Origin of the sequence: Acidihalobacter yilgarnensis (assembly GCF_001753245.1) — a bacterium.
Classification (GTDB): domain Bacteria; phylum Pseudomonadota; class Gammaproteobacteria; order DSM-5130; family Acidihalobacteraceae; genus Acidihalobacter; species Acidihalobacter yilgarnensis.
Window position 1 is genome coordinate 2121611 of record NZ_CP017415.1, and the last position, 22106, is coordinate 2143716.

At 58.9% G+C, this 22106-nt stretch carries 22 protein-coding genes and 2 pseudogenes; 13 read left to right on the forward strand and 11 right to left on the reverse strand.

Features of this window, described 5'->3' with window-relative positions; all coding sequences use genetic code 11:
• Window positions 1-23: 23 nt before the first annotated feature.
• Complete coding sequence (locus BI364_RS10155) at window positions 24-545, reverse strand: lytic transglycosylase domain-containing protein (protein WP_156782712.1); 522 nt, start codon at window positions 543-545, stop codon at window positions 24-26.
• 171 nt (window positions 546-716) lie between these two features.
• Here BI364_RS10155 and BI364_RS10160 point away from each other — a divergent pair, with 171 nt between their 5' ends.
• From BI364_RS10160 to BI364_RS10180, 5 genes are all read left to right on the forward strand, one after another.
• Entirely contained in the window at window positions 717-1457 is a 741-nt protein-coding gene (locus BI364_RS10160) for a hypothetical protein (protein ID WP_070078639.1), read from the forward strand.
• A gap of 5 nt (window positions 1458-1462) precedes the next feature.
• Window positions 1463-1663: an exonuclease domain-containing protein gene (locus BI364_RS10165; RefSeq protein ID WP_070078640.1), complete on the forward strand. Its 201-nt coding sequence runs from the start codon at window positions 1463-1465 to the stop codon at window positions 1661-1663.
• A gap of 247 nt (window positions 1664-1910) precedes the next feature.
• Window positions 1911-3197 (forward strand): RNA-guided endonuclease IscB, encoded by a 1287-nt coding sequence (iscB, locus tag BI364_RS10170; RefSeq protein WP_070078641.1) that lies wholly within the window; start codon window positions 1911-1913, stop codon window positions 3195-3197.
• A gap of 176 nt (window positions 3198-3373) precedes the next feature.
• Window positions 3374-3676: a hypothetical protein gene (locus BI364_RS10175; RefSeq protein WP_070078642.1), complete on the forward strand. Its 303-nt coding sequence runs from the start codon at window positions 3374-3376 to the stop codon at window positions 3674-3676.
• Between the two features lie 113 nt (window positions 3677-3789).
• Window positions 3790-4032 carry an AbrB/MazE/SpoVT family DNA-binding domain-containing protein gene (locus BI364_RS10180; protein WP_070078643.1) on the forward strand — a complete coding sequence of 81 codons (243 nt, stop codon included), beginning with the start codon at window positions 3790-3792 and terminating at the stop codon, window positions 4030-4032.
• A gap of 20 nt (window positions 4033-4052) precedes the next feature.
• Here BI364_RS10180 and BI364_RS10185 read toward each other — a convergent pair whose 3' ends face one another.
• From BI364_RS10185 to tnpA, 5 genes are all read right to left on the reverse strand, one after another.
• Window positions 4053-4646, reverse strand: a complete 594-nt coding sequence (locus BI364_RS10185) for a DUF4400 domain-containing protein (RefSeq protein ID WP_070078644.1) — start codon at window positions 4644-4646, stop codon at window positions 4053-4055.
• Window positions 4646-6475: a conjugative transfer system coupling protein TraD gene (gene traD, locus BI364_RS10190; protein ID WP_070078645.1), complete on the reverse strand. Its 1830-nt coding sequence runs from the start codon at window positions 6473-6475 to the stop codon at window positions 4646-4648. Before traD ends, BI364_RS10185 begins: the two co-directional genes overlap by 1 nt.
• On the reverse strand, window positions 6472-8268 hold the full coding sequence (mobH, locus tag BI364_RS10195; protein WP_197495669.1) for a MobH family relaxase: 1797 nt from the start codon (window positions 8266-8268) through the stop codon (window positions 6472-6474). The genes traD and mobH overlap by 4 nt, the downstream gene beginning before the upstream one ends.
• A gap of 208 nt (window positions 8269-8476) precedes the next feature.
• Window positions 8477-9874, reverse strand: coding sequence for a zinc ribbon domain-containing protein (locus BI364_RS10200; protein WP_070078647.1), 1398 nt, complete (start codon window positions 9872-9874; stop codon window positions 8477-8479).
• Window positions 9875-9947: 73 nt separating this feature from the next.
• Window positions 9948-10355, reverse strand: a complete 408-nt coding sequence (gene tnpA / locus BI364_RS10205) for an IS200/IS605 family transposase (RefSeq protein ID WP_070078648.1) — start codon at window positions 10353-10355, stop codon at window positions 9948-9950.
• 180 nt (window positions 10356-10535) lie between these two features.
• Here tnpA and BI364_RS18695 point away from each other — a divergent pair, with 180 nt between their 5' ends.
• Window positions 10536-10775 carry a DNA methyltransferase gene (locus tag BI364_RS18695; protein WP_267887981.1) on the forward strand — a complete coding sequence of 80 codons (240 nt, stop codon included), beginning with the start codon at window positions 10536-10538 and terminating at the stop codon, window positions 10773-10775.
• A 202-nt stretch (window positions 10776-10977) separates the two neighbouring features.
• On the opposite strand, the gene BI364_RS10210 is transcribed toward BI364_RS18695, so the two are convergent.
• A complete protein-coding gene (locus BI364_RS10210; protein ID WP_070078097.1) occupies window positions 10978-12012 on the reverse strand; it encodes an IS630 family transposase in 1035 nt (344 codons plus the stop codon).
• Window positions 12013-12320: 308 nt separating this feature from the next.
• Between BI364_RS10210 and BI364_RS10215 the strand changes: the two are divergent.
• The 6 genes and pseudogenes from BI364_RS10215 (at window position 12321) to BI364_RS17920 (ending at window position 15376) form a co-directional block, all read left to right on the forward strand.
• Window positions 12321-13367: pseudogene (locus BI364_RS10215) on the forward strand (IS630 family transposase).
• Window positions 13368-13424: 57 nt separating this feature from the next.
• Complete coding sequence (locus tag BI364_RS10220) at window positions 13425-13637, forward strand: hypothetical protein (RefSeq protein WP_070078649.1); 213 nt, start codon at window positions 13425-13427, stop codon at window positions 13635-13637.
• Window positions 13638-14020: 383 nt separating this feature from the next.
• A complete protein-coding gene (locus tag BI364_RS10230) occupies window positions 14021-14503 on the forward strand; it encodes a hypothetical protein (protein ID WP_156782713.1) in 483 nt (160 codons plus the stop codon).
• Between the two features lie 70 nt (window positions 14504-14573).
• The gene (locus BI364_RS10235) at window positions 14574-14807 is read left to right on the forward strand and encodes a type II toxin-antitoxin system Phd/YefM family antitoxin (protein WP_070078652.1); all 234 of its coding nucleotides are present in this window, start codon (window positions 14574-14576) and stop codon (window positions 14805-14807) included.
• Window positions 14804-15202, forward strand: coding sequence for a type II toxin-antitoxin system VapC family toxin (locus tag BI364_RS10240; protein ID WP_070078653.1), 399 nt, complete (start codon window positions 14804-14806; stop codon window positions 15200-15202). The genes BI364_RS10235 and BI364_RS10240 overlap by 4 nt, the downstream gene beginning before the upstream one ends.
• Before the next feature lie 27 nt (window positions 15203-15229).
• Window positions 15230-15376, forward strand: coding sequence for a hypothetical protein (locus BI364_RS17920; RefSeq protein ID WP_156782714.1), 147 nt, complete (start codon window positions 15230-15232; stop codon window positions 15374-15376).
• A gap of 2 nt (window positions 15377-15378) precedes the next feature.
• Here BI364_RS17920 and BI364_RS10245 read toward each other — a convergent pair.
• Together BI364_RS10245 and BI364_RS10250 are read right to left on the reverse strand one after the other, a co-directional pair.
• Window positions 15379-15927 (reverse strand): annotated as a pseudogene (locus BI364_RS10245) (IS630 family transposase); the annotation flags it as partial.
• A 226-nt stretch (window positions 15928-16153) separates the two neighbouring features.
• A complete protein-coding gene (locus BI364_RS10250; protein WP_197495670.1) occupies window positions 16154-17266 on the reverse strand; it encodes a phosphohexomutase domain-containing protein in 1113 nt (370 codons plus the stop codon).
• Window positions 17267-17956: 690 nt separating this feature from the next.
• Here BI364_RS10250 and tnpC point away from each other — a divergent pair.
• Window positions 17957-19519 (forward strand): IS66 family transposase, encoded by a 1563-nt coding sequence (gene tnpC / locus BI364_RS10255; protein WP_156782848.1) that lies wholly within the window; start codon window positions 17957-17959, stop codon window positions 19517-19519.
• A 629-nt stretch (window positions 19520-20148) separates the two neighbouring features.
• On the opposite strand, the gene BI364_RS10260 is transcribed toward tnpC, so the two are convergent.
• Together BI364_RS10260 and BI364_RS17925 are read right to left on the reverse strand one after the other, a co-directional pair.
• Entirely contained in the window at window positions 20149-21111 is a 963-nt protein-coding gene (locus tag BI364_RS10260; protein WP_070078194.1) for an IS5 family transposase, read from the reverse strand.
• A gap of 644 nt (window positions 21112-21755) precedes the next feature.
• Window positions 21756-21932 (reverse strand): hypothetical protein, encoded by a 177-nt coding sequence (locus BI364_RS17925; protein ID WP_156782715.1) that lies wholly within the window; start codon window positions 21930-21932, stop codon window positions 21756-21758.
• Between the last annotated feature and the right edge of the window lie 174 nt (window positions 21933-22106).

Genomic DNA, 22106 nt, shown 5'->3' on the forward strand with positions numbered 1-22106 from the left:
GTTTCCAGAAAATATATATCACGCTATCTTGGGCTGTGCAAGCCCGCGAGATCGCGTATCGAGGCGGCCACTTTCAGCTGGTAGCCGGCGGCCAGCCGGCGCGTGTGCGAGTGATACCAGCCGATCGCGCGGGCGAGATTGCCGTGAGCCTGCGACAAGTAGTTTTTCAGGATGGCGGCGGCCACCGCGAGGTTGATGCAGCCGTCATTCTGTACCTCCGCCCGCGTGATGCCAATCCGCGCCAGCTTCGGCATCCAGAGCGTGTTCACCTGCATCGGGCCTAGATCGTAGGTGCCGTTGCCGTCCTTCACCGCCTGCCCTGGCCGCCCGCCTTCCGTTTGCATGATCCCGAGCAATGCCCAGGGGTTGAGCTTGTCGGCTCTGGCCACCGTCAACACGCATTGCGGTGTCGGCCAGCGCGGCGCGGGCGCCGGAGCGCTCCACGCGGGCATCGGCAGACTGCCGGCGGCCATTAGGCCGACCGCGATGATCGTCCTGCTCACGAAACGAAGGTTCATGCCCGGATCATGTCCCGATTCGGGCATCAATGCCCGTCTCGCGAATCGGAAATCACGAAAAGACCCATTATTTCGGATTAGTTGAGGGGAAACGACCCAGACAACCACATCATCATGTCCTCGTTCGGGACGCGGCTTGCGTTTTCTCGGAAACCATTATCCTGATAATCAGAACATCTTTTATCGGAGGATTTTGCCGTGGATTTCGAATGCCCCAACTGCCACAGCCAGCAGGCCAAGCGCCTCGCGCTCACCTGGGCGTCCGGCCTCTCAAAGACCAAGACCAAGAGCGTCGGTGCCGGCGCCGCTCTCTTTTTCAACCACATGCCCTGGTCGCTCGTCGCCATGGTTTTCAAATGGGTCGTCATACCTTTCACCCTGGCATTCTCATTCCCCGCCGTGTTCGTCCACGCGGGTTACTCGTGGGGCACCAGCCAGAGCGTGCTTTCCGCCGCGACTCGGCCGCCCTGGCGGTTTCGCGTGCTGCGCAGCTTGGTGCAGGCCGTTTTCTTCACGCTGATCGTCGGCTGGGTGTTCGAGGTGTTCGGTTTCTGGGCCTCAGCCCATGCCCTCGTGTCGCTGTTTCATATCAATCCTCAGCATGCCTCGCATGCCGAGCAGCAGCGCATCCTTTATGCCGCTATCGGAATACCGGCCTCCGTCATCGCGTCCATCGTAATCGCCGCGTTCGTTCTCGGTATCCGTTACAACCTCAAGGTCTGGCCGAAACGCGAAGCCGTTTGGCAGCGGACGTTCTCATGCCAACGCTGCGGCACCCTGTACGTCGTACCCGAATTCACCCCTGCCGGCGAAAACGTCGTCCGCTCCGATAGGGCAGAAAAAGGCGGCTTGCTCCCGCGCTCGCCCGAACGCAAGAGCGAGGCCGAAGCCCTGGCCGACGCCGACAATGCCGTGTTGCGCAAGCGCGTTCGAGGGTAAACGGGATGCTGTTCGACACCACTTTCGCTGTCATCGATTGCGAGGCCACCGGGCTTGATCTGGAACAAGATCGGCCCGTCGAGGCCGCGGTTGCCCTGCTGCATCCCGACGGCCGCATAGAGCCCACGATCGATACCCTGATCGACCCGCAGATCCCGATTGTCGAGTCGCCGCCTTGCCACCTTCGCGCAGTCATCCATGACTGAACGGAGGCGCCAGGAGACTTGACCAGCCCGCCCTTCGAGGCAGACGACGCAAAGTGAAGTGAAAACGACTCACCGCCGGGTGCTTCTCCAGCCCGGCGCTCTGAGGCCAAAGTGGACACGGTAGGACGCGGCATACCGCCGACCATCAGGCTGAACGACCTTTGCGATCCGGGCGGGGAGACCGTAACCGTCTAGGCCTTCGGGCCATGGCGAGTCTATCGAGGCGCGTAAGCGCCATGAGGTAACAATGAACCGAGTATTTGTATTGAGCCGTACCCGCACGCCGCTTATGCCCTGCCATCCAGCACGAGCAAGAAAGCTGTTGCGCCACGGCCGCGCGGCTGTTTTTCGGCGGCAACCGTTTACCATCATCTTGTCGGATCGAGAGGCCGGTGAGATCCAGCCCGTGGTCTTCAAGGCCGACCCTGGCAGCAAGACCACTGGACTGGCGCTGGTAGCCGAGTTCCAACGGGGTCGGCAGGTCGTATGGGCGGCCAACCTCACCCACCGCGGGCATCGCATCAAGGCGGCCCTGACCGACCGACGGATGTTCCGCAGGGGGCGCCGTGGTCGTCATTGCCGATATCGCCCGGCACGTTTTGACAACCGCACGCGCAAAGCGGGCTGGTTGCCGCCCTCGCTCATGTCACGGGTCAACAACGTGAGCGCCTGGTACAGTCGTTTGCTCGACCGGACGCCAATCACCGCGGCCCAGGTCGAAACCGTGCGCTTCGATACCCAGGCGATGCAGACCCCAGGCATCTCCGGCGTCCAGTACCAGCAAGGCACGCTTGCCGGTTACGAGGTGCGCGAATATCTGCTGGAGAAATGGTGTCGGCGGTGCGCCTACTGCGGGGCAGAAAACGTACCGCTCGAAATCGACCACATCCACCCCAAAAGCCGAGGTGGCTCCGAACGCATCAGCAATCTCACGCTGGCCTGCGTGCCATGCAACCAGGCAAAGAGCAACCGGCCCGTAGAGGATTTTCTGGCCCGAGATCTTAAGCGTCTCGCCCGAATCAAGGCGCAAGCCAAAGCGCCGCTCAAGGACGCCGCGGCCGTCAATGCCACACGCTACGCCATCGGCGACACCCTCAAGACATTCGGCCTGCCGGTGTCGTTCTGGTCGGGTGGCCGCACCAAGTTCAACCGCACAGCGCAGGGTTACGCCAAGGCGCACTGGATCGATGCGGCCTGCGTGGGCGAGGAAGGCAGCGACGTGAAGGTCCCTTACGGCTTCCAGCCTTTGATCATCCAGGCCACGGGCCGAGGCCGACGCCGGGTGCGGGGTAACGATCGGTATGGCTTCCCGCGTGGGAAACCGCGCACGCAAAAGCGCGTCTACGGGTTCCAGACCGGCGATCTGGCCGAGCTGAAATGTCTCGCTGGAAAATCGGCTGGCGCGCACGTCGGGCGCATCAAAAGCATCCGCAGTCGCGGTTGGTTCGTGCTGGACAAGCATGACCGCCCGGCGCGGGAGTTTCGTCTGCTGCAACGGGCGGACGGCTACGCTTACACGGCGGCGACGGCATGAAGATCGCGCCGGCGCGTCCGTTCGCGGATCGGACAACGCACGGGTTGAAGCGGGTCCGCTCTGCCGCCGCACATGACTCAAGGCCGGCGGGTCGCAGCCCGTCCATGGGCTGCTTCGCGGCATGCCGCCGCGCTTTGGCTTGAACGTTATAGGGCCATTTAGCCGGAGGCCCGGCCATGCTTTCCGAACACGCGCGAAAACATCTGGATGCGGCCAAGGCCTTAACCGGCGACAAAACTTCCGCCAGGGCGTCCCTGGAGCGATTGCCCGGCCCCCTGCCCCGGTTACCCGAACAACGTACCAGCCGCAAGGCTGCCTGTAACCGCATTCAGCAAGAAGCACCGGATGTCGCAGAACTGATCCAGGAGGTCTCATCCGTTTTTGGCAAGCTGGCTGGATTGCGGGTGGTTATTCGTGGCGAAACTATCGTCGATACGACTACGAAGCCGTCGACAGACGGTCTCCGCCCCAGGTCCTAACTCATCAGTTGTGCGATGGTTGCCGCATCACGTCCTGTGCCCTCTTTAAATGGCATCCCGTTTGCAACCCGCCAGACCTTACATTAATGTAAGGATGAACGGGAGGCGCCTACATGACTACCGCTACCATCACTTCCAAAGGCCAGATCACGATTCCAGCCGATGTGCGCCATGCGCTCGCCGTCGACGCCGGGGACCGGGTGGAGTTCGTCCAGATTGAACCTGGGCAGTTCCTGTTCGTGGCGGCGAATCGGTCTGTAACGGAGCTCAAGGGCATGTTCGGCAAGCCGGTCAAGACCGTGTCCATCGCGGACATGAACGCTGCCATTGCATCTCGCGGAAAATCGGCGCGATGATCGGACTGGATACCAACGATTCAAATCCGCTTCTGCATCGACGCCGCCCACCACCTGAGACTGATCGCCACCAGCAGATAACCGCTTATGACGACCGCGGGCGGCAACGGGATCGGCAGCGCCACCAACAGCAGGGCAAGGTCGATTGCCCACAGCACCGTGCTGCGCGCCATCGTATGCCGGGCCGTCGAGGTGTATTCGTACCGCCACTGCAATATCCGACGCGCGATCATGCCGTCGAACAGTGCTCCGGCCAGCACCGGCGAAAACAATATCGCCACGCCCATGAAAAAAAACAGCCGCCACATGAACAGATAGAGCCCCATGTAGCCGGACTCAAGACGCTCCCGGAAAAACCCGGTCGCCTGTTGGTAGATGTTCGCCAGCCCCGTGGACGCATAGATCGCACGGGTGGCGTGCAACGCCATATGATCGAAAAACGCCACCGTGCCCAGACCCATCTCGCCGCCCGTGGCCGTTTCCTGCGCGTGTTGCAGTACCTCCAACCAGGGCAGCGGGGCGAACAGCACGATGGCGATCCAGGATACCAGCCAGATGCCCACCAGCTTGCGCTTGCGATCGAAGCCGCCGCCCTTGTTCCCGCCGCCGGCCATCAGCGCCTGTCCTCGCCCACGATGGGAAAACGGGCCTTGACGATCCGCCCGTCCGAAAAACGCGCGATGTAGTGCAGCGGCGGCAGACGCATCAGCAGGTCCGGCGTCACAAGGTCCACCTCTTGTTGCTCCAGCCCTTCGCTGTAGCCGCCGCCCCAGGCATCCCCGGGCGTCGGCTGTATCGACTGAGAGAAGCTGCGCTTGACCGAGCGCGCTTGATAGCGCGGCAGCGCCTTGGCCAGCATCTCGGCAGTCTTCGGGTCCTGCAAGCCCAGAATGATGACGTTGTTGAGGTTGCCGATCTGCTGCAGGGCTTCCGGTTCTCCGCCCAGACGAACCACCAGATCGGCCAAGGTCTGCGTCGCGATCAGCGTCCTAAATTTCGCGCTGCGTCCCTTGTTGAGCAGCTGCGTCAGCTGCTCGTTGCTGATCTCGGCCACTTCGTCCGCTAGGAGGTTGACCGTCGGACCGATGTCCCCGCTGTCGTAACGCTCACCGGCAAGCGCCGTCGTGTCGGCCAACAGAATCGAGCCGATCGCCGCGCCGATAATGGGGTCCGACATCGAGGACAACGACACATAGAGACCGCGTCCCTGCTTCACGATCTTGTCGATTGTGGTGATCTCGCGGGTATCGCCAGGCGTCACCACGGGCGACAGCAAGTCATCCAGCGGCGGCGTGGTCAGCATGGTCAGGATCGGCGTCAACGACACCACCATCTTGCTGAAATGTTCCTTGTCGTGATTGAAGTCCTGGATCAAGCCATCGATTTCGGGGGAATGCCCACTGCCCTTGCCCTGCCGTCTGCTCAGCACGCGCTCGTAAAACTCGATGTATCCCTGTACCTCCATGCCGGTCTTGGTCTTCGCATTGTTCACGTAGCCCATGTATTCCTCGGGCTGGGCGTATTGGGCGCACCAGGACTTGAGCACCTCGAGCACCAGGCCCGCAGAACCCATTTCCACCAGACGGCGCAGGGACATCAGGTTGGGTTTGCGACCCGCCAGCAGCTCGCCCTGCACCAGGTTGTTCAGGACTCGCCAGACGAAGGCCTTGAACGTGCCGTCCGCCTCGACCAGCGCGGTGACTCGCGAGGCCACCTCTGTCGAGCGACTCCAGTTCGCCAGCGGGTCAAGACGCACCGAGGTCTCCGGACGGGAAGCCCGGAACGCCGCGAACTTCTCGGGTACACCCAATCTCGCATAGGTATCGCGCATCAGGTCTTCGAGATCATGGTCGCCCTTCGGATCGAACGCGATGACCGGTTCTCCGCGTAGTATCGCCTGCGTCAGAAAATGGTCGAATAGCCGGGTTTTGCCCTTGCCCGTCGAGCCCACGATGAGCACATGCCCGTCCATCATGCGGTCGTTCAGCAGGACCGGCTTCGGCGCTTCGATCTGCTGTACCCACCCGGCGCTTTCGCGCCCATCGCGTTGTTTGAGATTCAGCGTTTCGCCCAGTCCTCTGGCGGCTACAAAGCGGATCTTTTCGGCCGTCGTCGGCGTGATCTCGAATCCTTCGCCCAGCCAGGTCGAGTGCTGCGCCCTGGCCCAGGCGTACCATTGGTTGGCCCGCGATCTTGGCATGAACCACAGCGAGTCGATCTGCTTGAGGCGGTTTCTCGCGATTTCGAAGGGGCGCCCTTTCCAGTATCGGTATCCGGCCATGCCGAACGACCCGCAGGCAATGCTCAGCCCCAGCGTGGCTGGCAAGCGGGTTGCAACCGTCATTCCCAGCGTGCCCAAGCCGGAAACCACCCAGCCGACGGCCGCCTTGTATTCATAGGGTGCGCGGAACGGCGGTTCGTAACTCAGCGTATCGTTGTTCATGATTTTTTCGCCTTCGCGGATGATTGAAGACGCGCGTAGCGCTTGTCCTTCTGCTTGCCGTTATCCAGCACGCCCGTCACGATCAAACCTTCGGATTCCAGCCAATCGACGATAGCGCCCTCGCCTTCGAACAAACGCCCCCAGGACTCGAACAAGACGACCGGAACGTAGCGTTGCGCCTTGATGTCCCGAACATCCTCCGTTTGATGACCTATCCATTCGGCCAGCCAGTCGCGAGCCGCACTACGCGCGTACACGGGGCCGAAGCCGGACAGACGCACGCCTTTGCCGCCCTCGATGTCGTGTGCGATTTTCTTGCCTTCGGATTCGGCAAGGCCCCCTTCGACCAGATCCTTGGCGACTTGCAGCGGCGTCATGCCGTAGCCGGCAAAGGCTTCCGGATAGCGCAGATAGACCGCGTCTTCGGCAAACACTAAGAGCGTTGAAGCCTTCACCCCGCTGGCAAGGTCTCCGAATACGGCTTCCGCCGCCGGGCATTCAAGCACCCGCTCGCGGAAGCTTTTGGCCTCCGGCGCCTGCGCCGTCTGGTGCGGCTTCTCCCCTCCTGCCGACGTATCCGGCGCGGCGGGTTCGCGGGCCTGGTCGGCCGCCTGCGGCGCCAGAGTATTGGTGGACTCGACCGCCTCGCCTGTAGGCTTCTCGTCGCCCAGCCATTCGCCGGCAACGCGCTCGCCTTCCACTTCTAGCGCGCCCGGCTTGAGCCTGACGCCCGCGATGGTCAATCCTTCCGGCAACCGATACCGCCAGGTAGGCGCCTCGTCAGGTCCCGCCTTGGCCGTACCCGTGTCCAGGAGCACATTGAGAATGGCGTCCGGCTGACGCATGACGCCCGGTATCCGGTGATTCGACAGCCAGTTTCCGATATCGCGCAACGCCTTGGGCCAAGCCAGCAGCACATGATCGTCATGGGTACGCAGGCACACCTTGCCGCCGGGTTTCCATTCGCCGGTACGCAGCAGACTCCGCGCGGCATCCAGAATGTGCGATTCGGCCGCGACGCCGGGTATCCGGTGGTCTTCGTTCATCTGCCCGCGACGGGCAAGGTCCTGCGCCACCGATATCCTATCGGCTTCGAGAATGATTTCCGGCAACAACCCCTGGGTTGCACCTGTCGTCACCGCGTCCACCAGTTGTAGCAAGGCGTCCTGTCCGCAGATTTCGCACAACCAGGCCATCTCGTCCGCGCCGGCCAGCCTCGGCAACATGACGGCGGCACCCAGCTTATGGCGATCCTCACGTCCAGACCGCCAGCGCAAGCGGTACCGCCGTTCCTTCCCAGCCGCGAGCCACGCAGTCAGGCTGCCCTTGACCGGATTCCAAAGATCGCCCGAGCGGTCGCCCACCACATCCACGTCCGTCAAGGGCTTCGCGCAATCGTGCAGCATCGCCCCGATAACCGCTGCCCATCGCATGCCTTGCTGGTAACGTTTGCGGTCCGCGGACGGCACTTCCAGGCCCACCACTCGGCGATCGTAAAGCCCGGCCGCCGCCAGGGCCGCCTCGAGGCCGTGCCGCAGCAATCCGCCTGCGCCGTAATGATGATGTTCGCGCGAGGCCGGCAACAGATGTATCCAGCGGGCATAGCGACGAATGACCGGCTGGTAGTGGCGAACCCATACGTCCGGCGATTCGCCCACCCCCTGCTCCAGTGCGATCAGCAGCTCACGCTGCGTCGCCAGTAATTTGTGCTCCGATATTGCAGGAATGCCCTGCTCCACCGGCGGCCAGCGCGGCGGCTCTGTGATATCCGTTTCAAGGGAGATATTCGACATGCACAACAGCATAAACGCAGGCTGCTACCGATAAATCTCCGAATGTTCTCCCTGAGCACGGTTATTCGGTGATTTCCTTGCCCTCTATATGGCGCATGCTGATTTCAACGGACTTGGATTTGCGTTCTCTGCGATTCGGGTATCGTCTGTTCATCGCTCATTACGGACCCGCAGCGGGGGTTAATCCGCTGGGCCAGCCGGCGGTGCCCTAACACCGTCTGTCTCTGGCACGAATGCCAAAGCTGGCGGGCAATGGCCCGCCCTTCGCCGCTTGAACAGCACCGGACACCGCTTTCCCCAGCAGCGATTCCACAGCGCACCAACCCTTGCGGGCTGATTCGGTGTCCAGTTTCCAAACGCCACCGTCCTCAAGGACATGCAGCGCCAGATACGCACTATACAAATCCCGCTGCGCACGCACGCCGCACGCGCAATCGTGCCAGCGCTTGCTCAACGGTTTCTTCACCACAGTCCCGCATTGACAGCTTTGCGAGAGTTTCGTGGTCCGGGTCGGAAATTCGATTATCTCGCCGCCGGCGCTTGCAGCCTTGCGACGTAGGTGCTCCATGAATTCTCCGGGCGCCCGGTCGCGGACACTCTTGCCGAACATCCGCTGAAAGGCTTTGTAGCTTAACTTTTCGGCCATGACCGTATCGCCCAAGGCGATAACGTGATTTGCCAGCCTGCCGTGCTCCGAGCGCCGGTAAGCGGCCAGCAATCGGTGCAATTCTCGCCGTTGGGCGCGCAGACGCAGGTAGCCGTTGGTGAACACCCATTGCAGACGCCGGCCATTTGCCGACTTTTTGATGGTTCCGTCCTTGTTGTAATTATCCGGATTCGACCCACGCTTCGACCGATCCATGGCCCGTTGTATTCTGCGAATCGCTTTTTGCAGATTGGGCACGTTGGCGCAGAACTGCGTCAGAAAGGCGTCTGTATCGCTGACGGCGGCGATGGTGGACGGGCCGATGTCGATGGCACTTTTCCCTGGGCGTACGGTTTTTTTATCTTTCCACTTTGGAACTCCAGCAAGGATCAACTGCACGAACCAGCGGGTCTTGCCATTCAGTATCCGTCGTACCAGGCGGCAGTATTTGACCGAGTTTTGCAGGGCAAATGCCTGGACACCGTGTGTATCTTTACAGTCGTAAATTGCCTTGAGTTTGAGTCCGTTCCATTCCAGATGATCGTTGCGCCAGCGCAGGCCGGTCGCGTTGCTCTTGCCCTCCATGGACGCCAGCGACTTCCACTTGGGTTTGAAGCGGGGTCGGCCACCCGTGCGGAACTGATAGCGTTGTGCAGCCTTGAATGCCCGTGTGCCGATTTTCCGGGTGGCGTGGGCATCCAGATGTTCTCCAATCCAGCAAGCATTCTTGCACTGCGTGGCATAGGCTTGCAGGTCGTAATCCGTAAAGCCAATCGCTTTGGTGATCAGCGAAAACTCGGTGGCGCGTGCTTTTTGTTCGGGGGAACCCGGCTTTCCTTTGGTCATCTTCCGAGCCGCTTGCCAGACCCTGGATTGCTTCATGAGATCCAGTCGCCGTAGCGCCTCGCCCAGCACCGCGTTATAGAGCTGTCGGCCCGCCTCAAAACGCACGCTGAGCATCCGGCTTTCGTGTGGGTTTGCCACCAAGGGCAACTCCAGAACGAAAGTGGGTTTCCCAGACCGGGCGCGCGGCTTAGACATGCTTTTGCTGCTCGATGTACTGTTTGACGATTTCCAGCGGTGCACCACCTACGGTGGAAACGAAATAACTGTTGGTCCAGAGGCTGGGCAGCCGGGTACGGCACCAGCGAAACTCCTGGCGCAGCAGGCGCGAAGAGCGACCCTTGATCAATTTAACCAGATGATGCACCCCAAACTGCGGGTCTACTTCGACCAGCAGATGCACATGGTCTGGCATGACTTCCATCTCCAGTATCTCGCTGTCCGTCTCGGAACACACCTGCTGTATAATCCACTTGAGTCGCGCATCAGCGCCGTTCACCAGCACGTCTCGTCGGTACTTCGGGCACCATACAACGTGGTACATACAAGAAAAAACCACGTTTCGATTCGATTTATAGGTAACCTTGTATTCTGACATGTGTATATTATAAAAGTTGAGTATCAGATAATAAACTGTATGCCGCTCACCCCATGTCTAAAGCCAGGGGCTTGCGCGGCAATTTAGGTCACTTCTGGGCGTATTCCGCGCAACTTTCTTGACCTGCCGCATGGATGCGCCTCGCAAAGCGCCTATAAAGCGGCTGCGAAGGCGGCTGGCCTGCCGGTTCACGGTGCGCCGTTTCCCGCTAAACTGGCCGAGTTTTTCATCAAGTTCCTGACGGTCGAGGGAGACCTGGTTGCGGACTTTATGGCCGGGTCGCTGACGGTGCCCGTCATGGCCGAATTGCTGGGGCGTCACTGGATCGCCTCTGATTTGATTTGGGAATATCTAGCCGGCGGCGCCCTGCGTTTTCCGGGGGCAGCACTGACCCCGCAATTTCAAGCATGCGGAGCCTAAGTGTTAATTATTAACGGAGCATGATTGATGCCGAGGTTTACGCAAAAAGCATTGATGCGAGATATTGTGTACGGCGCTATTGGCGACCGGAGAGAATATCTAAATTTGGTTTCCGGCGGCAGTAAAGATGACTTCGCCGAAGCAACACATGAGCTAGAGATGGTCTGCGGTTTGCGCGGAAAAACGCTCCGACGGGCATTACTCAGCAGTCAGTAATATAGGCAACACTTGGGTGCCTGAAGAACGAGCGGATCAGATTCGGCTGTGCGGCCATGTTGGCGAGTTGAAACTGGATGCGATCTTCCAGACGCTCTCCGGCCCGCAACGGCCGGCGGGCATTGCCCGTGCGCTTGGCGTGGCTCCAGACCAGCTCGTCGGGATTGAGTTCGGGGGCATAGCCGGGCAGGAAGTGCAACGTCAACTTGCCCTTTGACTTGGCGACATACGTTTTGACGGCGCGGGTCTTGTGCGCAGGCAGATTATCGAGGATCAGATGCAACGGCTTGCGTCGGCCGCGCATCAGGCGCTGTAGGAAGGTCACGAACAGGTCGCCGTTCAAGCCGCCTTTGTAAGTCGCGAACCAGAACGCCCCCTTGGCACTGACCGCCGAGGCGGCACTGATCCCTTGACGCTGTCCGGGCACCGAGACGACCGGCGTGTGTCCTTTGGCGCCCCATGTCTTGCCATGCACCGAGTCGGCACGAAAACCTGACTCGTCCCAAAAATAGATATCGGCCTTGTCCCGCTTGGCTTGGCGGGCAATCGCCGGATAGGTTTCCCGTTGCCAGCGCTCGATCGCGTCAGGGTCCCTCTGATACGCACGCTGGAGTGGCTTTTGCGCAGTCAAGCCGACCCGCGCCAGCAACGCGCCCACTGAGGCCAAGCTCAGCGAAACGCCCAATCGCTGTGCGATCAGTTCGCGCACGATCTGGCGTGTCCATAAACCGAAGTCGAAGCCATACTGCCGCGGGTTCTTGCCGTTGACCCACCGGAACACTTGCCGTCCTTGGGCATCGGTCAACTTCCGGCGCCGCCCGGGGGCCCGCCGCAACTGCAGGGCCCGCTTGCCTTGGCCGCGCCCGCGCGCCTTCAGCCGTACCTTGTACGCCCAAGTCCGGTGCATCCCGAACGACGCCGAGACCGCTGCCGGCGATTCGCCTTCCACCATCCGCTCCAGCGCCATGAAGCGCATCGCTTCCAGCGTCTCGCGGGTCAATGTCCGTCCATCGTTCTTCATACCCAATTATGACCGAAGTCGACGCCATTTGTTCCCTAATCTACTGACTTATGAGTAAACGATAGTCCCGAGGCACTTTTCTTGGCATGTGTTTGTACTGAAACCTGGTATGAAGGTCTTGCCACTGGTGGCACAGATGAAATTAGCCGTGATGCTGCCAAGAGTTACAAAGCCATCAAAAAATTTCGGCATGTTTATTTTGGGAAAAGTCGATTGGAAATCATGCTGGAGAGGGCGGAGAGTGTTTCTTTATAGATTCGGCACGCAAATAATACGAACTATCAAGTAATTGTCATGTCGAATTTTGCATGGACAAACAAGACGCAAGAAAACTGGATCCGGCGGCGCAATACGAACTGCGCAAGCAGGTTATCCGGGCATGGAAACGCGGGCGCAATCGAGTTCAGATCAGCGAAGAGATTGGTTTGAGCTACGTTGCGGTCTGCAACATCGTCAAGCGCTACCGCGCGAGCGAAGACAAAGGCATCAGCGCACTGGCTCCTGCACGACGAGGGCGTCGCGAAGGAGAATCCCGCACGCTCACGGCAGAACAGGAAACACACCTGCAGCGCCTGATCTGCGAGAAGCGCCCGGAACAGTTAAAGATGGTGTTCGCCTTGTGGAGCCGGGCTGCGGTCATGCAACTGGTCGAGCGCGAATGCGGCATCAAGCTATCCGTACGGGGTGTTGGCAATTACCTCAAGCGCTGGGGATTCACCCCGCAAAAGCCGATCAAGAAGGCTTACGAGCAACGTCCGGAGGCAGTTCAGAACTGGCTGGAAGAGGAATACCCCGCTATCGAGAAACGCGCCAAGACTGAGGGTGCCGAGATTCATTGGGGCGACGAGACGGCGGTGGTGAACACCGATGTACGTGGTCGCAGCTACGCACCGGCTGGAAAAACACCGGTGACTTTTGCGGTGGGCGGCACGCGCCAGAAACTGTCGATGATCGCCACCGTGACCAACCAGGGCAAGACGCGCTGGATGATTATTGATGAGGCGTTCAATGCGGACAGGCTCATCGAATTTTTGGGTGCTTTGATCAAAGACGCGGGACGCAAAGTGTTTTTGATTCTCGACAATCTGCGGGTACACCACAGCAAGGTGGTTAAGGCCTGGGTTGCTGATCGCACAGACAAGATCGAGTTGTTTTACCTGCCCAGCTACAGTCCTGAACTGAACCCGGAGGAGCGGCTCAATGCGGATTTGAAACAAGCGATTTATACAAAAGTGCCGGCGCGCACCAAAGCCAAACTGAAGGCCGCAACCGCCGAATAGAGGCAGACCTTGGAGGGCTCGCCAGAGCGCGTCAAAATGTATTTCCAGGACTCGCGCGTGAAGTATGCCGCTTAATACTATTTGCTGGCCGGATCAATAAGGTTGTGAATTAGTGGAGAACGGAGAACCGATATGCCTGACGAAATGATGCCTATTCAGCCTGTGCGTGATGGTAGATTTGTGTCGAATCGTATCGTCGAAAAGTTGCTGGAGCTGGAGGTTGCGCCGATCGATTTGAACGACATAGCCGCTATGAATTTTTCCCAAGCTGAGCGCGAACAGTTCGCTCAGTTGATTGGGTACTCACTTAGCGGATTTTCAGAGCTTAGCTATGTGAGTGACTAAACCTACGCTGTGGCGTGCAAGGTTGCCGGGGGCAAGAGTGAGTGCGAGTCCCGCAATGAGGCACTGAGAGAGCAGTTGGACGAGATTCGGCGCGGACTGCGAATTGCCGCTGCCGGGGCATTTAGAGTCCAGCCAGACGACTTGGTTGTTTGATTGGATAACGTGGAGCAGGAATGCACATCTTCATATTGCGGTATAAGGACGGCCCGGTTTCGCTCGAACGCGTGGTCGAAGCAACCGGGCGAGGACGACGCGACCCCGCAGAGCTTCTTGCCGATCTGTTGCGAGAAGCTGGTAGGCAGAGATGCGTGTTGAGTTGCGGAATTCCGCGTGGCCAGATCACCGCCATTCAGCGCCTCAACTGAGTGGAAGACGGCATTCGGATGCGAGCAATCGATCCTGCATTGCGCTACATAACTGAGGCGCACACAACTCGCAATGGCAGCTATTTCTTGGTGCGGGTTCCAGGGAAGCCTCAAAAGACGTTTGCTTATAAGTGCAAACAAGGGCGACTGGTCGCATTGGAATCTGCCAAGACGTACCGAAACAGTTTGTTCCATGATGGCAAGGCGCCGCCACAGAAGACGAAGTACGAAGCATCGGCCTCTAACACGAGCGGTTACATAGGGTTGCATCGCGCGCTGCGCTTCAAACGCGGCGCGTGGCAAGTGTACTGGGTCGCAGTGTTTCCACCGTCCACGGGCCAGCCGTACAACAAGGCGTTTATGGTGGGTAGCAGGACAGAGTGTGAAGCGTTCAAGCTTGCCGCTGCAGCGCGCTACGAGCGCTGCGGCGATCTGGTGCAGGTATCGCGAAACCCGAACGCCCCGTGTAGTCCTGGCGTGCCAGTTGAAAAGAGGTTTTGAGCAAATGACTACTTGAAATGGTCTTTTTTTGGTACAGTAGTGACTATCGTAATATGACCATGGTGAGTATATGCAAGAGCAGGTATCGAAGTCGCAGTTCAAAGCGAAGGCCTTGGAGATGTTCCGCCAGGTAGAGTCCAGCGGTAAAGCGGTGGTGGTCACTGATCACGGCAAACCAACCATTGAAGTTCGCCCATATCGCGACACGACTCGGAGCCCGCTGGAGCAGCTGAAGGGCAGCGTCGTTGAGTATGTCGATCCTTTCGAGCCGGTGGGCGATGACGACTGGAATGCCCTCGCATGATCGTACTGGATACGCATGCCTTGCTCTGGTGGGTGAGCGGCGATAAGCAGCTCTCCACGAAGGCGCAAAAGGCCATCGAAAATGAGCAGAGGGGAAATGGCCAGGTAATCGTTTCCGCGATCACCGCTTGGGAGATTGCCATGCTCGCATCCAAGGGGCAGCTGGTGCTGTCGAAAGATGTTGATGACTGGCTGGCGACCGTGGACGCTATCGAGGTCGTGGAGTTTGCCCCGGTGACTCAGGAGCTGGCCGTTCAGTCGGTACGCCTACCCGGCGACTTTCATCCCGACCCGGCGGATCGGATGATCGTCGCATTGGCTCGACACCTATCGGCTTCGCTTGTGACAGCAGACTCAAAAATCCGCGCCTATCGTCACGTTAAGACGATTTGGTAAACACAAGACATCATTGGAGACCGAACGATGAATCTTGCAGAAGTCCTGACCACTCCAGCAGTGAAGAGCGGCGATGCCTGGTTTCGTCCTGTTGCATGGCGTGGCGCCAACTGCGCCTATGCGCTCAAGGACGGACGCACATATCGGGTGCCTATTGATCCGGCCGGCAAATAGTATTACGCGGTATACTTCACGCGCGGGTCCTGGAAATACGTTTTGACGCGCTCTGGCGAGCCCTCCAAGGTCTGCATGTATTCGGCGGTTGCGGCCTTCAGTTTGGCTTTGGTGCGCGCCGGCACTTTTGTATAAATCGCTTGTTTCAAATCCGCATTGAGCCGCTCCTCCGGGTTCAGTTCAGGACTGTAGCTGGGCAGGTAAAACAACTCGATCTTGTCTGTGCGATCAGCAACCCAGGCCTTAACCACCTTGCTGTGGTGTACCCGCAGATTGTCGAGAATCAAAAACACTTTGCGTCCCGCGTCTTTGATCAAAGCACCCAAAAATTCGATGAGCCTGTCCGCATTGAACGCCTCATCAATCATCATCCAGCGCGTCTTGCCCTGGTTGGTCACGGTGGCGATCATCGACAGTTTCTGGCGCGTGCCGCCCACCGCAAAAGTCACAGGTGTTTTGCCAGCCGGCACGTAGCTACGGCCACGCACATCGGTATTGACCACCGCTGTTTCGTCACCCCAATGTACCTCGTCACCTTCTACCTTGACGCGCACCAACTATCCCAATCGCATGACCTCCCATATGCTTACCAAGCCATTAAAGCTCCCATTCACTCCGCACCACCCTATCTTGTTTCATGTTGTCTATCATTGCGCGATTTGTCGAGAGCATGACGTTTTGATCGCATGGTGGCATTCGCCGAGTTGCTCATACCTCAGTATCGCAGTCATGTACTCGGGATGCGCGAGGACAATGTGTTCCCCGAGTAACTGGGTTTTATCTGTTTGAAGACATGGATAACAGTTCGGATAGTGTTGTACCCCGCTCATCTATGTATCTGATCAACATCATGAGCGCGAACAGCGCATTGGACGTACCGGGTATGTCTGAGAACGCATAATGACCGTGATCATCAAAATAAAGGCTGGCGGCGTTTTTGTGTAACGCTCCCCATGCTTCGAAGGCACCTCCACCCACTGCTTCGGCGGTTTCGATATCCGATGGGCGAGGATGGCAAGCTGGATCGAACAAGATTTTGCGGTCAGGATACACTTCGGTTTGCTGACGTGCCAACAGCCAACCTAATGCTTCGGGCGACACGCTACTGCCTTGCTCATCGACTACAGCCAAGCATTCACCGCTGACATCAATGGCCGCTCCGAAATTGCAACCGTTATCCTTCACCACTCGAGCAAGACGTTTTAATTTATTGCGACCGAATGGATTAGGCCCACTGGTCTTAAATCCAGGATCTGACTCAAATCCCAGCGGCCAGACACGGATGCCATTGAGGTGCGAAAGGATTGCGTCTACTTGTACGCCAATCTGACCGTTCCCCGCGTCGAGCGCCAGCTTCATCAGCGCGACTGACCTCACCCACTGGCGAAGGGATGCCGCATAATCTGACAGCATTGGAAGCCGGCACAGTGTCTGGGTGCATTCCGTACTGAGCAAATCCTCCATACGGGACCAGCGGGAGGCGGCTTCTGCGATGGGTGCGACCGGCATAGGCTGTGCCTGTTTATGATAGAAGCGCAATCCATTCCAGTCGGGTGACGCATGCCCGCCTGTGATCATCATGCCACCACACAAATTGAGTTCCGAAATCGACCACTCCAAGCAGGGCGTAGTACATTCATCCAGGTGGGTGACGTGATGCCCTCCCGAACGTAAACCGATGCTGACCAGCTCTGCCAGCGACGCGGAACTGGCGCGCGCGTCGTGACCAATGGCGAACATGCCATCGCCTTGCGGCGAAGCAAGGTCGCCATAGGCTCTGGCCAGCACCAACACATCTGCGCAACGCAGTTGCGAACCCACCTCACCCAGAAAGGCGTAGCGCTGAGCCAATGTGTGATAGTGGTCAAGGTTAATATTAATTCCATTCACGGGGAGTCCCCTCTCTTTTGACTCAACTCCCGAGAATTTGCCAAAGTACTGCCGATCCATTACCTGACTTCTATCCGTTGATCACTTTGATGATGGATTATGCCAGCCACCGATAGACAGATGCTCCGCATACCAGAGTTATATCTCTAGACTGGCGAATAACATTGAAGTTCATGTTTGTCCAGCACGGGGAGCGAATCTTCCAGAAATATAGGTTATACGGGGTGAAAAGTGACCGTCCGCGTCGAAGAACGCTATGCCCCCGTCACCAGCCGCCCCCTCCCAGCTCATCGCCCCTGGCTAGATCGGCACGCCCGCGGTACACGGTAACTGAACGAGGTTTTTCCGTTTCGCGCCGTGGTGAGGACAATGATTCTCCGGTTCAATGCTCGGAGAAGAAACGATGTCAGGTATCAGGTGGCAGCGGCGAAGTGCGGAAGGGTGACGAGCGTTGTTGACGCGGTTTGCCCACTGTGGCCAGACGGCCAAGGTATTCTGCCAGCACGCGTCGGTCAGCCCGGCGAGCTTCTAGCGTTGGCGCTCGCACGGGATGGATTGGACCGCACTGAAACTGATGCTCGAAGGCATCGAGCCTGGACGCCAGCGCAAGCGTTGTCGGCTCAATCAATAGTGACCAAAACAGCCGTCAATACGGCCATGCATGTCGATGCTTCGGGTAAAAATACAGGCATGCAAAAAGCGACATCTACCCGCACGGAGGACACGACGGACATCGCGTCATTGAGCGTGCCGCAGATGATCACCCTAGTGCAGTCCGAGGATGCCAAGATCCAGACGCTGAAGCACCAGCTCGACTGGTTTAAACGCCAGTTGTTCGGGGCACCTGGCGCCGCTGCCCGATCCGACCCAGAGCTGTATCTGGGCGAGATGATATCGCCGCCGTCCACGCCGACAGCGCCGCCGTCCCGCACGGTAACTGCCCACACGCGGCGCGTCGCCCAGCGCGACCTGACGACCGACAGCGAGGCGGTACCCTTTTTCGACGAGTCTCGGGTGCCGATCCAGACGATCCATGTGCCCGATGCCGCCACGGCCGGGTTGACGGAAGATCAGTTCGAGGTGATCGGCGAGAAGGTCAGCTACCGCCTGGCACAGCGGCCAGGCAGCTTCGTGGTGCTGAAGTACCTGCGCCCGGTGACCAAGCGCCGCGACACCCAGGTGATCAGCTGCCCGCCGGCACCGATCAGCGTCATCGAGGGTGGCCGCGCCGACGTCAGCTTCGCCGCCGGGCTGCTGGTGGACAAGTTCGTCTATCACCTTCCGCTGTATCGCCTGAACCAGCGGCTGGCCGATAACGGGATCACCGTCAGCCGGCCGTGGTTGACCCAGCTGTCGCAGAAGAACATCGCGCTGCTGGAGCCGATCCACGACGCTCAGTTCGACGTGATTCGCGGCGGCCGGGTGATCGCCATGGACGAGACGCCAATCAAGGCCGGTCGACGCGGCGATGGCAAGATGAAGGTCGAGTATTTCGGGCCGGTGTATGGCGAACACGACGAAGTGTGTTTTCCGTTCTTCCCCTCGCGCGCCCATGCCAACGTAATCAACCTGCTGGGGCTGTCCCCTGCCGAGGGCAGCGTGCTGCTGTCCGATGGCTATGGCGCCTACGCCAGCTACGCGAAGAAGACCGGCCTGACCCACGCCCAATGCTGGGCGCATACACGACGCGGCTTCTTCGAGGCCCAAGCGGCCGCGCCTGAGGGCGCACGCGAGGCGCTGGAACTGTATGTCGTCGAGGAGCAGATCCGCGAAGGCAAGCTGACCGGCGAGAACAAGCGCCTGCATCGGCTGACCCACAGTAAGCCGCAGGTGGAACGGTTCTTCGACTGGATCGATCGCCAGTTCCAAGGTCTGTTGCCCAGCAACCCATTCACCAAGGCACTAGCCTATGCGCGCGAACGCCGACTGGGTCTGGAAGTCTTCCTGACCGATCTGGATGTGCCGATCGACACCAACCATCTGGAACGCGCCCTGCGGGTGATACCGATGGGCCGCAAGAACTGGAATTTTTGCTGGACCGAACTCGGTGCCAAGCACGTCGGCATCGTGCAGAGCCTGATCGTCACTTGCCGTCTGCACGGCATCGACCCCTATACCTATCTGGTCGATGTGTTGCAGAGGGTCGGCCAGCATCCGTCCTCGCGGGTCGCCGAACTCACCCCGCGACAGTGGAAGCAGCACTTCGCCGAGAACCCGCTGCGCTCGGATCTCTACGCTATCGACGCCGGCTAGGCAACAACGCCGCCCAGTTACCGCTGGTGGCATAACAGCCTCTCTGCTGTGCACCATGTGCTGTGACGATTGCCTACTTCGACCGGCTGGAAATCCGCGTCTCATGACCTCGATTTCTCAAACCGCCCGGTGCGAACCCGCATGCCGGCTGGTGCGACAGGGGAATCGTCAGCTTAGCTGATCGCCTCTAAGTCGATTACGGGTTGTCTGTTGACCCACATTCGTGTAAGTATTTGTGCGTGGTGGTCATCTCCCTCTAGCATCGGCCACTGTATTGGTATCTGCCCGCCCATGTGGCGGGCCTTTTTTTTGGGGGGGCATGTGATTTGTGTCACAGAATCACCCCACATAGGATGAGACCATTGTGGATAGCTATCGGCTCGGTAACAATCAATGGATGAACATGGATCTCACCGGGCGTTGTTGCTAGAACGGCTAAAGAGGGCAGAAGCGACATTACGCGAAAAAGAAATTACGTACCTTAAGGCAACGCTGAATAAGTCGTCACAATCAATCAACCCTCAAGGTTGATCAGTTTTGCCCCTGATCAGACGTCTAGATCCCGGTTTTTGCTCTCGGTTTTCACCCTTCTCGCGCCTTGAGGCACGTTGTGGGCCCTCAACGCGCTATCAGGTGGGTACTCGGGTCCGTGATAGGTACAGGTTAGCTAACCCGAGGACCACGAAGCTGCGGTTGGCATTCTTGTCCAAACCCCGGTAGCGCACTTTGCTGAACCCCCACAGCCGCTTCACCACCGCAAAGACGTGCTCGACTCGGGCCCGGATCCGCGATTTGTTGCGGTTACGCGAACGTTCGGCCTCGTCAACTTCGCCACGCTTGCTGATGCGTTGATTGGTAAAGTCCTTCGCCCGAGGGGCATGCGCCCGAATCAGCGCTTTTTGACTGGCGTAGGCACTATCGCCATAGACTCGACGCTCCTCGCCGTGCAGTAGGTCCGCGAGCAGGTGTTTGTCGTGCACGTTGGCGGCGGTGACCGCCGCGCTGTGCACCACGCCGGTACGACTGTCCACACCGATGTGTAGCTTCATACCGAAATACCACTGTTGGCCCTTGCGGGTCTGATGCATGTCGGGATCACGTGTCTTGTGGGCATTCTTGGTCGAGCTCGGCGCACCGATGATCGTGGCGTCGACGATCGTTCCAGTACCGACCTTCAGGCCCCGATCCTGCAGGGTCTGATTGACCTGTGCGAACAACGTCGCACCCAGGTCGTGCTGCTCCAACAGGCGACGAAACTTCAGCAGGGTCGTTCCGTCCGGGACCCGCTCGCGGCCCAGATCAATGCCCACGAATCGCCTCAGCGACGTGCTGTCCAGCAGCGCTTCTTCACACGCCTCGTCAGCCAGGTTGAACCAGTGCTGCACGAAGTACATCCGCAGCATCCGTTCCAGCCCCACCGGTGGACGACCTTTCCCTGCCTTCGGGTAGTGGGGCTCGATCACCGCACACAACGCGGACCACGGCACGAGTTCCTCCATCGTCGATAGAAACACATCACGACGCGTCGCCCGCCGATAGACCTCGAATCCTTCGCCTGAGTCCGCTGCCATCGCCAGTGTCTGCTGTTTCATCGTTACGGTCCCCATTGGTTGTCAGAGCAACTCAATTTTCGCAGAGGTAAGAGACTTTTTCAGCGTTGCCTTAAATTTCCGCCGGTGTAGCCATCGACGGGATTTTTTATGCGCACTAATATCCATTCACACTAATTTTGATAAAAGGACTACCTGGCAATTACCGCGCAACAATACAAAATCATCGAGCCTCCGTTGCCCATTCCGCGCGGCAACGTAAAAATATCGAACTTACAGGTGCTTAACGCAGACCAACCAACAGGGTTACAACCAGAAGCACGCCGGAGACATCCAAATATTCATCGGGCCGTCTGACAATGGCTATCCCGTGGCGATCACTGATCATGAAGAGGCAATCGCCGCTTACATATCTTGTCTGCCCGGTTTTCGGGTAGAAACCGCATTGCCGTATGGACCCTATCCTGCGCAACATCGTCATTTCACAGCAGGCCGTGCCAAGCGGACCTCACTCCCGCCGTTCACGCGCAGGGTCAAGCGTCATGCTGGGCGGTCTCGAAGTACGATGGGTAATTTGTAATGGTTAGCGGATCCCGGAAACAACCGCCGGAAATCAATTACGGGCCTGGCAACTGAACCAGGCCCGCGTGGTCCCGTAAATGTTTAGCTTAATGGCGTATTAACCGTCAATCCTGGCCACTACGAACACCGACAAAGGCTGCCCAGGTGAAAAAGATCATGACGATGGTCAACGTCCCGGTACCTACCGCACCGGTGGTCAGCCCGGTTGAAAGCAGAACACCCGTCCAAATGGCAAGACCAATGATGGTCAGAAGAACGATTACCGTACTCACGAGTGACATCGACGTATCCTCCTTGCAGGTAGATGACGAACCCGCGCCGATGGGTCGACTCGCTCATCGCTAGGGTTCGGCCGTCCTGGCGACCTTGGCGAACTCCGCGCAGGGAAACAGGACTCCAAGGAGTATAGACATCACAAGCTCAAACACGTGGCCACAGGTTTTACGCTACGCATC